We start from the raw sequence: 15,613 nt of genomic DNA on the forward strand, positions 1-15,613 counted from the left end.
TTCTTTCTGGTCATAGTTTTGCTCCTTGTTTCATGAGTGGAATCTATGACCGTTTACACACTTTATCTCACTGACCCAAAATCCTTGGGCTTCCTTGAACTCTCATTGTCTAATCCCGAAAAGGCGTTGTCACTTTTTCGCAAAGCAGATGAACTGATCCGGAGAGCGCAGGCCCCTTTGGGATTGGCAGGCAACCTTGCTGGGATGATTCTCTGTTACAAGCAACTCAATACGCTGGATGATGATACTTTGAAGGAGCTTGCAACTGAAGCTTTGACTATTGCGCTCAAATTCGGAGTTGAATCGGCGGTCATGCAGACTTTGCTAAGCGTTTTATACGAAGCGTGTGACGAGGATGAAGATAAGCTGAAGGCGTTGCTTGATTCCCTTGGATTCGACGCATAATCAAAACAGCAACCGGCCTGCTCATTTCAGGGGAGCTGAAAAAACGGGTCGGTTTGCAGGTAATGCGGACAGTGTGGACGAAGTGGACGGGGTGGACAGGAAAACGATGATGAGGTTTTCGCTGTCCACTTTGTCCTTTTTGGCTTTTTACTGTTTCGCGGCTTTTTCGGCGATGAGCTGGTTGGCTATTTCTACCGGGGCCTCTTCGTAGTGGTTGAAGGTGTAGCTGTAGCGTGCGCGGCTCTGGGTCAGCCTCGTCAGGGCGTGATGGAACGTCGAGAGCGAGGCTTGCGGGATGAGCGCCTTGATGACCTGGAACCTGCTTTCGGTGTCCATGCCGAGAATTCTGCCTCGCTTGCTTGAGATGTCGCCGACGATTTCGCCCGTGAACTGGTCGGGGGTCTGCACCGTCAGCGAGTAAATCGGTTCGAGAATCAGCGGCTTTGCCTTTTCGACCGCGGCCTTGAAGGCCATGTGAGCGGCGATCTTGAAGGCGTATTCCGAACTGTCAACCGGGTGGTATGATCCATCGTACACCACCGCTTTCAGATCGACGACCGGGTAGCCGGTGAGGCTGCCTTCGGCGATCGATTCGCGCAATCCCTTCTCGACTGCCGGAATGTAGCGGGTCGGGACCACGCCGCCGACCACCTCGCTGGCGAATTCGAAGCCAGAGTCGCGCTCCAGCGGTTCGATGCGCACCCAGACATCACCGTACTGGCCGCGACCGCCAGACTGTTTTTTGAATTTACCCTGCGCCGCCGCGCTCAACCGGATGGTCTCGCGATAGGGAATCCGCACGGGGGCTACCTCGACCTGCACGTTGAATTTGTTGTGCAGTCGGCTGATGATGATGTCGAGATGCGTTTCGCCAAGTGTTTTCAGGATGGTCTGGTTGAACTCGACGTCATGCTCGATGGCGAAGCTCGGATCCTCTTCGTGGAGATGGTGCAGTCCGGCGGAGATTTTTTCTTCGTCACCCTGCGTGACCGGCACGATGGCCGAAGAGAGCACCGGTTCGGGAAAGAGAATCGGGCTGATCCGGCAATCGACCCCCTTGTCTGCGAGCGTGTCGTTGGTGTGGGAGTTCTTGAGCTTGACCACCATGCCGATGTCGCCCGCGAGCAGCTTGTCCACGGGAATCTTTTTCTGCCCCTGCATCGTGTAAACTTGCCCGATTTTTTCGAGCTGACCGGTCTGGACGTCGATCAGTTCGTGGCCGCTTTCGATGTGCCCCGAATAGACACGAACGTAGGAGATTTCGCCGACTCTTGGTTCGGACATGGTCTTGAAAATAAAGGCGATGGTCGAGCCGTCGGGATCGGGTGGAAGCAACTTTTCGTCGTTCATGACCGAGCAGTACGCGTGTTCCGGGCCGCGCTCGATGGGTGACGGGCAGATGTTGACGATGGCGTTCAGAAGTCTTTCGGTACCGATGAGATGGAGCGGGGAGGTGCAGAAAACCGGGAAGAAGGTTCTGGTGACGAGTGCCGATTTTATGCCGGCCCGGAGTTCGTCTTCGGTGAGGGAGCCCTCTTCGAAAAAGCGGTTCATCAGCTCCTCGTCGGTTTCAGCGACCGCCTCGACGAGTTGCTGGTGCAGCTCCTCGGCTTTTTTCCGGTACAGATCGTGAATCTCCGAAACCACCATGCTGCCGGGTTTGTCGGGGCTGAATTCGATCTGCTTCATCAGGAGCACGTCGATCAGGATATGGTGTCCGGGTCCCTCATCTGCCGGAAACTGGATCGGTGTGACCAGGTGGCCGAAATGGTCGCGCAGGGAGTCGAGGGTCGAATCGTAGCCCGCCCGGTCAGCATCGAGTTTGGTGAGCACGAACATGGTCGGTTTGTAGTACTCTTTGGTGTACTCCCACACCGTATCGGTGCCGACTTCCACGCCTGTGGCGGCGTTGACCGTGATCAGAACGGTATCGGCGACCCGCATGGCGGATTTGACGTCTCCGTGGAAATCGAGCAGTCCGGGGGTATCGATGATATTGATCTTCTTCTCATTCCATGCGCCGTGGATGAGGCTGGTGTTCAGGCTGTGCTTTCTCTCTGTTTCGTCAGAAGCGTAATCTGACAGAGTTGTGCCATCTTCGATGCTGCCGAGCCGGTTGATGACCCCCATGCAGAGGGCGAACGATTCGCACAGTATGGTTTTTCCGGTGCCGGAATGGCCGGTAACGACAATGTTCCTCAATTGATCCGTTGGAACAGCTTGCATGTCAGTACTCCTTTCTTGGATTGGTTTTAACGGAGCCGTCTGTTTTTGCCGCTTTCCCGCCTGACAGTGCGTCACGCAGTAAGTCAGCTTCGGGCAGTACTTGAAAACTTAGTGAAAAAAAGTGGCCTTCGCTACCAGACGGACATGAAACCTATTTTGTCATCGATAAAATGAGTTACGATTTCCGAACAATGAGCACCATTGCGTATCTTTTCAATTCTGTTCTTCATTCAATTCTAAATACCCGTATCATGCCAGTCATCACCAGGATTCATGCCCGCCAGATCATGGACTCGCGAGGAAATCCCACTGTCGAGGTGGATGTTCATACTGAAAGTTCTTTTGGCCGTGCAGCGGTGCCAAGCGGCGCTTCGACGGGTGTTCACGAAGCGGTCGAACTCAGGGACAAGGACAAGAGCGTTTTTCTCGGCAAGGGTGTGCTCAAGGCTGTCGAGAACGTCAACACCGTGATCAACGATGCTTTGCAGGGCATGGACGTGACTGAGCAGGAGGCTATCGACGCCAGGCTCATCGAGCTTGACGGCACGCCGAACAAATCCGTTCTCGGCGCCAACGCGATCCTCGGCGTTTCGCTGGCCTGCGCGAAGGCCGGAGCTGAGTATTCCGCCTTGCCGCTCTACCGCTACATCGGCGGCACGACGGCCAAGACGCTGCCCGTGCCGATGATGAACGTGCTCAATGGCGGCGCTCATGCCGACAATACGGTCGATTTTCAGGAGTTCATGATCATGCCGATTGGCTTCGAGCGCTACTCCGACGCGCTTCGGTGCGGCGCGGAGGTGTTCCACTCGCTCAAGTCGCTTCTGCACAAGCGCGGCCTGAGCACGGCGGTGGGCGATGAAGGCGGATTCGCGCCGAACGTGGAGTCCAACGAACAGGCGATCGAGCTGGTGATCGAGGCCATCGGCCTGGCGGGCTACAAGGCCGGAGCGCCGACCGACAAGGGCGGTCTCGGCGACGCGCACGTCATGATCGCGCTCGATCCGGCAAGTTCCGAGTTTTACGACACCGAAAAGAAAAAGTACGTGTTCAAGAAATCCTCCGGACGCGAACTTTCTTCCGAAGAGATGGCCAGCTACTGGGCCGACTGGGCGAGCCGCTACCCGATCATCTCCATCGAAGACGGCATGGCCGAGGACGACTGGGAAGGGTGGAAGATGCTGACCGACAAGATCGGTGACCGTGTGCAGCTCGTGGGCGACGATCTGTTCGTGACCAACAGCCTCCGCCTGGCCGAAGGCATCGAGAAGGGCGTGGCCAACTCGATTCTCATCAAGGTCAACCAGATCGGCACCCTGACCGAAACGCTTCAGGCCATTGAGCTGGCCAAGCGCAACGGCTATACCTCGGTCATCAGCCATCGGAGCGGCGAGACCGAAGACACCACCATCGCGCAGATCGCCGTGGCGACCAACGCCGGGCAGATCAAGACCGGCAGCATGTCGCGCTCCGACCGCATGGCCAAGTACAACGAACTGCTCCGTATCGAGGAGATGCTCGGCGACACGGCGCTCTATCCGGGCATCGGGGCCTTCAGGGTTTGAGGCCGGGGAGATTATCGTTCATATGACTCTATCAGGGGGCAAGGCGCGTCAATCCGGCACGCCTTGCGCTCGAACCTGCTGCTACTGAACACATGATGAACTACTTGACGGATATATGGGGTTCCATCCGCCTGAATCCGAAAAAGTATGTGATTCGGGTCATTCTTGCCCTTGTGGCTATCTGGTTTGTTTTCGGTGACTTCGGCCTGGTGACCCGCATAAGCATGGAGCTGGAGAACCGGAAACTCGAAAAGCTCCAGGCCGAAGAGGACAAGAAGATCGTCGAACTCCGCGGCACGATCAAGAACGCCTACCAGCCCGACAGCGTCGAAAAGGTCGCCAGGGAGCGCTTCAATTTCCACAAAAAAGGCGAGACCGTGTTCATTATAAGAGAGCCGTGAGGTGCTTGGCAGAGTGAGTGCTGCGTGGACGAAATGGACGCGGTGGACAAATGACAAAGCCCGGAGCCAGGCACTCCTTCAATTCAGCATTCATAATTCATAACTCATAATTCTCTTCCCCCTCCTTCCCCCCGGTTTTTATATGTGCTGGCCTTTGGCTACCTTCTGGATCATTTTCATTCATTTTCAACCAGCCATCTTATGAGCGAAGATCGCCTTGCCGCAGGCAATGTCATCGACTATCCGGCGCCGGTGTACAGTTACCGCCGTCGTGTCACCAGAGAGGTTCCCTTCGGAGTGATCGCCCTGGGCGGATACCTGCCGATCCGGGTGGAGTCCATGACCACCGCGCACACCCTGGATACAGCGGCTTCGGTGGAGCAGTGTCGGCGCTTGTACGAGGCGGGGTGTGAAATCATCCGCTTGACGGTTCCGACCGAGCGTGATGCCGAAAATCTGCGTAACATCCGCGAGCAGCTTCGCCGGGATGGCATCGACACGCCGCTGGTGGCCGACATCCACTTTTCGGCGAAAGCGGCTATGAAAGCGGTGGAGTTCGTCGAGAACATCCGCGTCAATCCGGGTAACTACGCCACCGGCGCGAAGTTTTCGAGCGAGGATTACACCGAGCTGGAGTATCGTGCCGAACTCGACAAGGTGCGCGAGGAGTTCACGCCGCTGGTCAGGAAGGCCAAGGCGCTCGGCGTTTCGATGCGCATCGGCACCAACCACGGCTCGCTCTCCGACCGCATCGTGAGCCGCTACGGCAACTCGCCCGAAGGGATGGTGGAGGCGGCGCTTGAATTCTCCCGAATCTGCGAGGACGAGGGGTACTACGACCAGCTCTTTTCGATGAAGTCCTCGAACGTTCGCGTGATGATCCAGGCCTATCGCCTGCTGGTCGCCCGCGCCGACGCGGAGCTGCGCTACGCCTATCCGCTGCATCTCGGCGTGACCGAGGCGGGCGACGGCGACGAGGGGCGCATCAAGTCGGCGATGGGCATCGGCGCCCTGCTCGAAGATGGCCTCGGCGATACGATTCGCGTATCGCTCACCGAGGATCCGGTCAACGAGGTGCCGGTCGGTTTCGCTATCGTCAAGAAATACAACGACATGCTGCTGGTGCGTGGCGACCGGGCGCACCTGCCGGTTAAGCATGTGGTCGAGCACGAGCTGAAGAATCAGGGGCACGAGCTGCTGCCGTTCGAGCCATTCGGCTATTCGCGGCGACCCTCCGTCGCCATCGACGGCGCGGGAATACCGCTCGGCGGCGACGCCTTGCCGGGGGTCGAAACCGCCGCCCGTGCGCCGATTACCGATACGGCGGCGCTTCGCGACGAGATTGTCGCGCGGCTCGATCCGGAGAAGCCGGAGGGCGCAATCCGCTCGGAGCTGGTCGGCGTCGGCGTCGGCAGCGCCGAGGATATTCCGTTGTTCGCGGAGTTGCTCGATTCGCTCGGAGCGCTTCGCGAAAAGATCGTCGTTTCGACCGCCGATACCTCGATTGTTTCGGCGCTCTTGCCGCTCTGCGGACGGGTGCGGCTCGATATTGTCGAGGGCGAAACGCTCGGCACCGGCTTCATCGAGTCGCTGCACGACAGGAACGCCGCCATCGAGTTCTGCTTCATCCACGAAAAATCTTCCGAGAATGTGCCTGCCGAGGTGCTGGTTCGCCTTGCCGCCAAACTGAAGACGAGAGGCTTGCGGCGGGTCATGCTCTCCATCGTCTCCGATGCGCCGCTCTACCCGACGCGGAAGCTCGCGCTCGAACTGAAAAAAGCCGGGATCGACTATCCGCTTGTCGTGCGTTACCGTCGGCTTGACGGCGAACGTTTCGGGGTGCTGATCCAGAGCGCCATCCAGGCGGGCACACTCTTTTGCGACGGCATCGGCGATCTGGTGGCGCTCGAAACGACGCTGCCAGTCGGCGAAGAGGTCGGACTCTGTTTCAACATTCTTCAGGCCGCACGGATCAGGATGTCCAAAACCGAGTTCATCTCCTGCCCCGGTTGCGGACGCACCTACTTCGATCTCGAAAAGATCACGGCGCTCATCAAGCAGCGGGTCTCGCATCTCAAAGGCTTGAAGATTGGCATCATGGGCTGCATCGTCAACGGACCCGGCGAGATGGCCGACGCCGATTTCGGCTACGTCGGTTCGGGCAAAGGGCGCGTCAGCCTCTACGTCGGCAAAGAGTGCGTCGAGGAGAACATGCTCGAGGCGGCGGCGCTCGACCGGCTGATCGAGCTGATCCGCCAGAATGGCAAGTGGGTCGATCCTGTATGACTTTCCATACGCTGATTACCGGCGCTTCGACCGGTATCGGCAAGCGGCTTGCCGAAGAGTTCGCCGGCATGGGCGACAATCTGGTGCTGGTCGCCCGCTCTCGCGACAAGCTCGAAACGCTGGCCGGGGAGTTGCGTCGCGCGCATGGCGTCGATGTGCAGGTGTGCTGTCAGGATCTTTCAATGCCCGGCGCGGCGGCGAAGGTCTTCGGGTTTTGCGAGCGGAATGGGATCGCCATCGACAGGCTGGTCAATTGCGCTGGATTTTCCGTGGCAGGGGACTTCGAGCGGATGGATGAGGAGGCGTTCGTGCAGATGGCCACGGTCAACATGGTCGCGGTGGCGGCGCTGATCCGCTTGTTCCTGCCGGCCATGCGCGCCCGCCGCCGAGGCGCGGTCGTCAACATCGCCTCGCTCGCCGGTTTCCAGGGGGTGCCGGGCATGGCCTGTTACTCCGCCAGTAAGGCGTTCGTGGTCAATCTGACCGAAGCGCTCTCCATCGAGTTTCGGGGCACTGGCATCCGTATATTTGCCGTCTGCCCCGGATTCATCGACAACGACCTTTTTTACCGCCGGGCAGGTCACGACAGGAACCGGATCATCGTGCCGGTTTCAAGTCCCGATGTGGTCGTGAAAGCCGTGCGCAAGGGACTCGCCGGAAAAGAGTTGCTGATCCTGCCGACCTTTTTCGACTGGCTCATGGTCTTTTCCCAGCGTTTCGTGCCCAGGAAAATTGCGGCGGGGCTGGCCGGCCTCTTCGCTGGAGCCAGGGGGAAGTAATTATGAATGATGAATGTTGAATGTTGAATGTTGAATTGAAAGAGTGCCAGGCATCTTGCTCAGGTTAATGGTCCACATCGCCCATTCCATCCTTTTTTCTTGAGATTTTTATTTTTTTCTTTTGCATTATTTGAACGGGCTGTTATATTACCAGCCCTGTATTTTTAATGAGCTGCTGGTGTAGCTCAATTGGTAGAGCAGCTGATTTGTAATCAGCAGGTTGCGGGTTCGAGTCCCATCACCAGCTCTCGGTACATGCATGGGTAGGTAGCGAAGCGGTCAAACGCAGCAGACTGTAAATCTGTCGACTTATGTCTTCGGAGGTTCGAATCCCCCCCTACCCACTTGCTTTTTGTTGGTGACAAGCTGATGTAGCTCAGTCGGTAGAGCACTTCCTTGGTAAGGAAGAGGTCATCGGTTCAAGTCCGATCATCAGCTCCGGTTCCTGAAGGAGTGGTTATACGTCAGTGGCTCAATTGGTAGAGCAGCGGTCTCCAAAACCGCAGGTTGGGGGTTCGAGTCCCTCCTGACGTGCAGACAGGCTGGATTCGAATGCTGTTCACGATCTTTTACCTCGTTGGTCTATCATGAAGAAATATATCGAGAAAGCTGATAAGTACTATCGTGATGTCGTCGGCGAGATGCGCAAGGTGTCATGGCCGACCAGAGAAGAGGTGAAGGATATGACAGTTGTAGTGTTGACGGTTTCAGGTATTCTTGCCTTGTTTACCTTTGCAGTGGATTGGGTCATCAGTACGCTGATGGGGAAATTATTGTAAGACTAAGGAGATTTTCGAGGTAACGAGATGAGCGTCAAAAAAAAGGTGATGGAAGAACAGCATCCCCCGCAACTCCATTGGTACGCTCTCAGGATTTATTCTGGCCATGAGCGCAAAGTCAAAGAGAGTATCGATATGGAGGTCGAGCGGTGCGGCCTTTCAGATAGAATCAAGCAGGTTTACATTCCCTACGAACGTTTCGTCGAGGTCAAGAACGGCAAAAAGCGCAGTCTGACCAAAAACGCATTTCCCGGCTACGTGCTGATCGAAGCCGTGCTCGACAAGCAGACCCGAAACCTGATCATGGATATTCCATCGGTCATGGGCTTCCTCGGCGTCGATGACAATCCCACCCCTTTGCGTCCCGATGAGGTAGAGAAGATTCTCGTACCGGATGGCTCTATCGAGCACCGCGCGGTGGTCGAAGCGCCTTTCAAGGTCGGCGATTCGGTCAAGGTCATCGATGGTCCTTTCAGTTCGCTTACCGGTATCGTTCACGAGGTTTGCACCGAGCGGATGAAGGTCAAGGTCATGATCAGCTTCTTTGGCAGGAGCACTCCGACCGAGCTCGATTTCGCCCAGGTCAAGCCGGTTTCGCAATAACAGAGAACATAGTATTCAATCAAGCTGTTGAAAGAGAGATAGTTTATGGCAAAAAAGGTAACAGGGTTCATCAAGTTGCAAATTCCTGCAGGAGCCGCCAATCCCGCGCCTCCGGTCGGTCCGGCGCTCGGTCAGAAAGGCGTCAACATTATGGAGTTCTGCAAGCAGTTCAACGCCAGGACGCAGTCTGAAGCCGGCATGATCATCCCTGTGGTGATCACGGTCTTTTCCGACAAGTCCTTCACCTTCGTCACCAAGACTCCGCCCGCGGCTGTTCTCCTGCTCAAGGAGGCCCAGCTTCCGAAGGGTTCCGGCGAGCCGAACCGCAACAAGGTCGGTACGGTTACGATGGAGCAGGTGCGCAAGATCGCCGAGCTGAAGAGGCCCGACCTCAATGCCGTCGATCTCGAAGGCGCGACCCGGATGGTTATGGGCACGGCCCGCAGCATGGGTATCGTCGTCGAGGACTGAGCTACAGTTTTTTTTCGTGGGAGGCCTGACAAGCCGCTTTCAAAACCACTAATATCATAATGTCAATGGCAGGAAAGAATTACAGGAATGCAAGCGCAGCGGTGAACCGCGCTCTTGAGTACGATCTGGCGGAAGCCATCGAGAAGGTCAAGGAGATCACTACCACAAAATTCGACGCCACGGTCGATGTCGCCATGAAGCTCGGGGTTGATCCCCGTCATGCCGATCAGGTTGTCCGCGGCACGGTCATGCTTCCTCACGGCACGGGTAAAACCGTTTCTGTCCTCGTTGTCTGCAAGGAGAACAAGGCGGAAGAAGCTCGCGAGGCTGGTGCCGATTTCGTCGGTTTCGAAGAGTATATCGAGAAAATCCAGGCTGGCTGGACCGATGTCGATGTGGTCGTCGCGACCCCCGATGTCATGGGTCAGCTCGGCAAGGTTGCCCGAATCCTCGGCCCGCGCGGCCTGATGCCGAACCCGAAATCGGGCACGGTCACGATGGATGTCGCCAAGGCTGTCCGCGAAGTCAAGGCTGGTAAAATCGAGTTCAGGGTTGACAAGGCAGGCAATATCCATGCCCCGGTCGGCAAGGTGTCGTTCGATTCCGAAAATCTGGTCGGAAATATCACCAGCTTCATCAAAGAGGTTGTTCGCCTGAAACCTTCGGCTGCAAAAGGCCAGTATCTTCAGGGGATCACCATCTCAAGCACCATGTCCCCCGGCGTGAAGGTGAAAAAGGAAAAATTTGTTGCCTAACATTAAAGATTGTGCACCGATATGATGAAGCGTGATACAAAAGAGCAGATCGCTCAGGAAATAGCAGAGAAGTTCCAGAAGTCACAGGGCTTCTACTTTACCGAGTTCCAGGGACTTGATGTCAAAAAGATGGGCCAGTTGCGCCTCGAGTTCCGCAAGGCTGGTATCGAGTACCGGGTGGTCAAGAACACCCTGATCAAGAAGGCGCTCAAGGATGCCGCCAATGCAGACAAGCTTGCTGCCGGTCTCAAGAACACCACCGCCGTGGCTTTCAGCTATGACGATCCGATCGCCCCGGCCAAGATCATCAAGAAGTTCAGCAAGGACAACGAGGCGCTGAAGTTCAAGATGGCCTCGATCGACGGTTCGCTGTTCGGCCCCGATTCGCTGCCGCAGCTCTCCGAGATGCTTAGCAAGACCGAGAATATCGGTCGCCTTGCAGGCATGATCAATAACATGGTCGCTTCGGTGCCGAGGGTCATGAACGCGGTGATGCGTGACCTCGTTTCCGTGATCGATCAGGTCGGAAAGCTGGAGAAATAAACGAATTACGCACTCAAAGCTTCAATATTGTTCAATTCAAACTGAGAGAGGAAATAATGTCATCTATTGAAACCCTTGTAGAAGAGATTGGTAAACTTACCCTTACCGAAGCTTCCGAGTTGGTGAAAGCACTTGAGGAGAAGTTTGGCGTGAGTGCTGCTCCTGCCGTCATGGCTGGCGCCGTTATGGCCGCTCCTGCCGGTGATGCCGCCGCCGCAGAAGAGAAGACCGAGTTCGACGTCGTGCTCAAGGCTGCCGGCGCCAACAAGATCAACGTCATCAAGGTTGTCCGCGCTATCACCGGCCTGGGCCTGAAAGAGGCGAAGGACATGGTTGATGGTGCTCCGAAGACCGTCAAAGAGGCTGTCTCCAAGGACGAGGCCGAGAAGATCGCCAAAGAACTGAAAGATGCCGGCGCTGAAGTCGAGCTGAAGTGATCCATCACCAGGCGAAATGACAGACAAGCTCCGTGCCGATCCGGGACGGAGCTTTGTCCGTTTGTGTAAATGAATGCATATGTTATTCCGTTCAGCGGCAGCAACCGCGGATGGATATCCACTCCGGAAAGGGTATTTGCGAATCTTGTAATGACCAAAGGGTACCACTGATTACTGTCGTGAGCGATTCGATCGATGCCGGAGTGCAGAACCTGAATGTGCCGTCCTGCCGGGACATGAGGAGTGCAGTGCCGGACGACAGTACCGGTTGGAGCGCGGAGCAAAGAGGGTGCGAGGCTGACGGCGCAAATGAAATGCGACGGCATCCGAGCGGAAAAAGCCCGAAAGAGAGAATTGCCCATAAACTGTTAAGTACTCCCTGCAATTGACTAAAAGCGAGGTGCATGTGAAAGTGGCTGATGCAACACCAACACCCTGTATTGACTTTTCTAAGATCCAGAGTATCGTAACCCCCCCCGACCTTCTCAAGGTACAGCTCGATTCGTTTCATAATTTCATCCAGGACAGCGTTCCCCTTGAAAAGCGCAAGGATCAGGGCCTTGAAAAAGTGCTCAGGAGCGCCTTTCCCATTACCGATACCAGGGGTCTCTATCTCCTGGAATATATCTCATACAGCTTCGACAAGCCCAAATATACTGTCGAGGAGTGCATCGAGCGCGGCCTGACCTACGATGTGTCGCTCAAGATCAAGCTCAAGCTCTCCTACAAGGACGAAGCCGACGAGCCGGACTGGAAAGAGACCATCCAGCAGGAGGTTTACCTCGGCAGGATTCCCTACATGACCGAGCGAGGCACCTTCATCGTCAACGGCGCGGAGCGCGTCGTCGTGGCGCAGCTTCACCGTTCACCGGGCGTGGTCTTCAGCGAGGCGGTGCATCCCAATGGTAAAAAGATGTACTCCGCCAAGATCGTGCCGACCCGCGGCTCCTGGATCGAGTTCCAGACCGACATCAACAACCAGATATTCGTCTATATCGACCAGAAGAAAAACTTTTTGGTCACGGCCCTCTTGCGCGCCATCGGCTTCGCCAGGGACGAAGATATTCTTGGCCTGTTCGACCTGGTCGATGAGGTCGAGGTATCCTCGAAAAGCTCGAAGCGCGAACAACTGCTTGGTCAGTATCTGGCCTCCGATATCATCGACATGAACACCGGCGAGGTTGTCCCGGCAAGGGCTGCCATTACCGAGGAGATCTTGGAGCAGATCGTCATGGCGGGCTACAAATCGGTCAAGGTGATGAAGACCACCTCGCCGGAGAAGGGCGTGGACAAGTCGGTCATCATCAACACGATTCTCAACGACAACTCCGCTACCGAGGAAGAGGCGCTCGAAATCGTTTACGAAGAGCTTCGCGCCAACGAAGCGCCGGACATCGATGCCGCCAGAAGCTTTCTCGAACGCACCTTCTTCAACCAGAAGAAGTACGATCTGGGCGACGTCGGACGCTATCGCATCCAGAAGAAGCTCAAGGCAGAGCTTTCTGATCTTTCGGCATTCCTCAACGAAAAGCCGGAGCTGAAGGAGCTTTCAGACGCCATTTACGCGCGAATTCTCCAGACGATCAGCACCTACTCCGAGGAGCCGGTCGGCGACGATATTCTCGTCTTGACCCACTACGATATCATCGCGGTCATCAACTACCTCATCAAGCTGGTCAACGGCAATGCCGAGGTCGATGACGTCGATCACCTGGCCAACCGCCGCGTGCGTTCGGTGGGCGAGCAGCTTGCCGCGCAGTTCGTGATCGGCCTGGCGAGGATGGGCAAGAACGTCCGCGAAAAGCTCAACTCGCGCGACACCGACAAGATCGCGCCTGCGGACCTCATCAACGCCCGAACCGTTTCGAGCGTGGTGTCGAGCTTCTTCGCCACCAGCCAGCTTTCGCAGTTCATGGACCAGACCAACCCTCTGGCCGAAATGACCAACAAGCGCCGCGTGTCGGCTCTCGGCCCCGGCGGTCTGACCCGCGAGCGCGCGGGCTTCGAGGTTCGCGACGTTCACTACACCCATTACGGACGCCTTTGCCCGATCGAGACCCCTGAAGGTCCGAACATCGGTCTGATTTCGTCGCTGTCGGTTTATGCCGAAATCAACGACAAGGGGTTCATCCAGACGCCGTACCGCGTCGTCGATAAAGGCTTGGTGACCGATACGGTGCTGATGCTCTCCGCCGAGGACGAGGAGAACAAGATCACCGTGCCGGTCAGCATCCAGCTCGACGAGAACAACCGCATCGCCGCCGAGTCGGTGCAGGCCAGAACGAAGGGCGACTATCCGCTCGTGCTGGCCGAGGATGTGAACTACATGGACGTTTCGCCGGTGCAGATCGTCAGCGCGGCGGCAGCGCTCATTCCGTTCCTCGAGCACGATGATGGCAACCGCGCACTGATGGGCGCGAACATGCAGCGCCAGGCTGTGCCGCTGCTGGTCTCCGACGCTCCGATTGTCGGCACCGGCATGGAGGCGAAAGTCGCCCGCGACTCCCGCGCCGTGATCGTGGCCGAAGGCCCCGGCGTGGTGCAGAGCGTCACGGCGGATCGCATCGAGGTGCGTTACGACCTCGATCCGGAGAACGCCACCGTGTCGCTGCTCGATCCCAACGAAGGCCTCAAGGTTTACAAGCTCATCAAGTTCAAGCGCTCCAACCAAGACACCTGCATTTCGCAGCGCCCCTTGGTGCGCAACGGCCAGAGGCTCGAAACGGGCGACGTGCTGGCCGACAGCTCCTCGACCGACAATGGCGAGCTGGCGCTCGGCAAGAACGTGCTGGTGGCCTTCATGCCCTGGCGCGGTTACAACTTCGAGGACGCCATTGTGCTCAGCGAAAGGCTGGTCTATGACGACGTCTTCACCTCGATCCACGTGCACGAGTTCGAGTCGAACGTGCGCGACACCAAGCGTGGCGAGGAGCAGTTCACCCGCGACATCTACAACGTCAGCGAGGAAGCGCTGCGCAATCTCGACGAAAACGGCATCGTGCGCATCGGCGCTGAGGTCAAGGAGCGCGACATCCTGGTCGGCAAGATCACCCCGAAGGGCGAGAGCGATCCGACTCCGGAAGAGAAGCTGCTTCGCGCCATCTTCGGCGACAAGTCCAGCGACGTCAAGGATGCATCGATGCACGTGCCTGCAGGCATGAAGGGCATCGTCATCAAGACCAAGCTGTTCAGCCGCAAGAAGAAAATCGGCATGGACGTCAAGGAGAAGCTGGAGGCCGTTGACAAGCAGTTCGACCTGAAAGAGGCCGACCTGCGCAAGCGCTTCGCCAAATGGATGAAGCAGCATCTCGACGGCAAGAAGAGCGTCGCCATCCAGAGCGACAAGGGCAAGGTGCTCGTACCTGAAGGCGCGATCATCGGCGACGAGCTGCTGGCCAGATTCAACGGCCTGCCGTTTCTCGAATCGATCGATGTGTCGAAAGGCATCGTCACCGGAGCCAAGACTAACGAGAACGTCGTCCGCCTGATCCGTGAATATCGCCTGAAGCTCAAGGATCTTTCCGACGAGCGCGAGAATGAAAAATATAAAATCAATGTCGGCGACGAGCTGCCGCCCGGCATCGAGGAGCTGGCCAAGGTCTATATCGCCCAGAAGAGGAAGATCCAGGTTGGTGACAAGATGGCCGGACGCCACGGTAACAAGGGCGTGGTCGGCAAGATTCTGCCGATCGAGGATATGCCCTTCATGGCGGACGGAACGCCGGTCGATATCGTGCTCAACCCGCTCGGTGTGCCGAGCCGCATGAACATCGGCCAGCTCTACGAAACTTCGCTTGGTTGGGCGGGCAAGAAGCTCGGCGTCAAGTTCAAGACTCCGATCTTCAACGGCGCGACCTACAGCGAGGTGCAGGAGCAGCTCGAAAAAGCCGGTCTGCCGGGTCACGGCAAAGTCAGTCTCTTCGACGGCCGCACCGGCGAGCGTTTCCACGACGAGGTCACGGTCGGCTATATCTATATGTTAAAGCTGAGTCACCTGGTCGACGACAAGATTCACGCCAGGTCCATCGGGCCATACTCGCTCATCACCCAGCAGCCGCTTGGCGGCAAGGCGCAGTTCGGCGGCCAGAGGTTCGGTGAAATGGAGGTGTGGGCGCTCGAAGCCTATGGCGCGGCCAACATCCTGCGCGAGATGCTCACGGTCAAATCCGATGACGTCATTGGCAGAAACAAAACGTACGAGGCTATCGTCAAGGGGCAGAATCTCCCGGAACCCGGAACGCCTGAGTCATTCAACGTGCTTATCAGGGAGCTGCAAGGCCTTGGCCTCGAAATCAGGATCGACGACAGGGTACCCTGAATGATGTAATGACATGCCGGAGCGATCACTTCGGCATGTGAAAAG

The 15,613-nt window shown here is 56.9% G+C and carries 13 protein-coding genes and 4 tRNA genes; 16 read left to right on the forward strand and 1 reads right to left on the reverse strand.

Annotated features, from left to right (window positions below; translation table 11 throughout):
- The first annotated feature begins 45 nt into the window (after window positions 1–45).
- The gene (locus FGF66_RS08270; RefSeq protein WP_139457187.1) at window positions 46–405 is read left to right on the forward strand and encodes a hypothetical protein; all 360 of its coding nucleotides are present in this window, start codon (window positions 46–48) and stop codon (window positions 403–405) included.
- A gap of 147 nt (window positions 406–552) precedes the next feature.
- Here the strand turns inward: FGF66_RS08270 and fusA are convergent, their stop codons facing one another.
- Entirely contained in the window at window positions 553–2,631 is a 2,079-nt protein-coding gene (fusA, locus tag FGF66_RS08275) for an elongation factor G (RefSeq protein ID WP_139457188.1), read from the reverse strand.
- A 251-nt stretch (window positions 2,632–2,882) separates the two neighbouring features.
- On the opposite strand from fusA, the gene eno reads away from it, so the two are divergent.
- The 15 genes from eno to rpoB all read left to right on the forward strand — a co-directional run bounded on the left by eno (window position 2,883) and on the right by rpoB (window position 15,568).
- Entirely contained in the window at window positions 2,883–4,196 is a 1,314-nt protein-coding gene (gene eno / locus FGF66_RS08280; RefSeq protein ID WP_139457189.1) for a phosphopyruvate hydratase, read from the forward strand.
- A 95-nt stretch (window positions 4,197–4,291) separates the two neighbouring features.
- On the forward strand, window positions 4,292–4,597 hold the full coding sequence (locus tag FGF66_RS08285; protein WP_246046635.1) for a septum formation initiator family protein: 306 nt from the start codon (window positions 4,292–4,294) through the stop codon (window positions 4,595–4,597).
- 201 nt (window positions 4,598–4,798) lie between these two features.
- A complete protein-coding gene (ispG, locus tag FGF66_RS08290) occupies window positions 4,799–6,883 on the forward strand; it encodes a (E)-4-hydroxy-3-methylbut-2-enyl-diphosphate synthase (RefSeq protein WP_246046636.1) in 2,085 nt (694 codons plus the stop codon).
- Window positions 6,880–7,662 (forward strand): SDR family NAD(P)-dependent oxidoreductase, encoded by a 783-nt coding sequence (locus FGF66_RS08295; protein ID WP_139457191.1) that lies wholly within the window; start codon window positions 6,880–6,882, stop codon window positions 7,660–7,662. Before ispG ends, FGF66_RS08295 begins: the two co-directional genes overlap by 4 nt.
- Window positions 7,663–7,836: 174 nt before the next feature.
- Window positions 7,837–7,909, forward strand: a tRNA-Thr gene (locus FGF66_RS08300).
- 14 nt (window positions 7,910–7,923) lie between these two features.
- A tRNA-Tyr gene (locus FGF66_RS08305) sits at window positions 7,924–8,006 on the forward strand.
- A 21-nt stretch (window positions 8,007–8,027) separates the two neighbouring features.
- Window positions 8,028–8,100: transfer RNA gene (locus FGF66_RS08310), tRNA-Thr, on the forward strand.
- A gap of 23 nt (window positions 8,101–8,123) precedes the next feature.
- Window positions 8,124–8,196 (forward strand) — tRNA-Trp (locus FGF66_RS08315).
- Window positions 8,197–8,249: 53 nt separating this feature from the next.
- Window positions 8,250–8,441: a preprotein translocase subunit SecE gene (gene secE / locus FGF66_RS08320; RefSeq protein ID WP_139457192.1), complete on the forward strand. Its 192-nt coding sequence runs from the start codon at window positions 8,250–8,252 to the stop codon at window positions 8,439–8,441.
- Between the two features lie 27 nt (window positions 8,442–8,468).
- Window positions 8,469–9,044 (forward strand): transcription termination/antitermination protein NusG, encoded by a 576-nt coding sequence (gene nusG / locus FGF66_RS08325; protein WP_139457193.1) that lies wholly within the window; start codon window positions 8,469–8,471, stop codon window positions 9,042–9,044.
- A gap of 45 nt (window positions 9,045–9,089) precedes the next feature.
- A complete protein-coding gene (rplK, locus tag FGF66_RS08330) occupies window positions 9,090–9,515 on the forward strand; it encodes a 50S ribosomal protein L11 (RefSeq protein WP_139457194.1) in 426 nt (141 codons plus the stop codon).
- A gap of 65 nt (window positions 9,516–9,580) precedes the next feature.
- Window positions 9,581–10,270 (forward strand): 50S ribosomal protein L1, encoded by a 690-nt coding sequence (gene rplA / locus FGF66_RS08335; protein ID WP_170181291.1) that lies wholly within the window; start codon window positions 9,581–9,583, stop codon window positions 10,268–10,270.
- 24 nt (window positions 10,271–10,294) lie between these two features.
- Window positions 10,295–10,813, forward strand: coding sequence for a 50S ribosomal protein L10 (gene rplJ, locus FGF66_RS08340; protein ID WP_139457222.1), 519 nt, complete (start codon window positions 10,295–10,297; stop codon window positions 10,811–10,813).
- Window positions 10,814–10,869: 56 nt separating this feature from the next.
- Window positions 10,870–11,250, forward strand: coding sequence for a 50S ribosomal protein L7/L12 (gene rplL, locus FGF66_RS08345; RefSeq protein WP_139457196.1), 381 nt, complete (start codon window positions 10,870–10,872; stop codon window positions 11,248–11,250).
- 412 nt (window positions 11,251–11,662) lie between these two features.
- The gene (gene rpoB, locus FGF66_RS08350; protein WP_170181296.1) at window positions 11,663–15,568 is read left to right on the forward strand and encodes a DNA-directed RNA polymerase subunit beta; all 3,906 of its coding nucleotides are present in this window, start codon (window positions 11,663–11,665) and stop codon (window positions 15,566–15,568) included.
- Window positions 15,569–15,613: the final 45 nt, after the last annotated feature.

This window comes from Chlorobaculum thiosulfatiphilum, from assembly GCF_006265165.1.
GTDB lineage: Bacteria > Bacteroidota > Chlorobiia > Chlorobiales > Chlorobiaceae > Chlorobaculum > Chlorobaculum thiosulfatiphilum.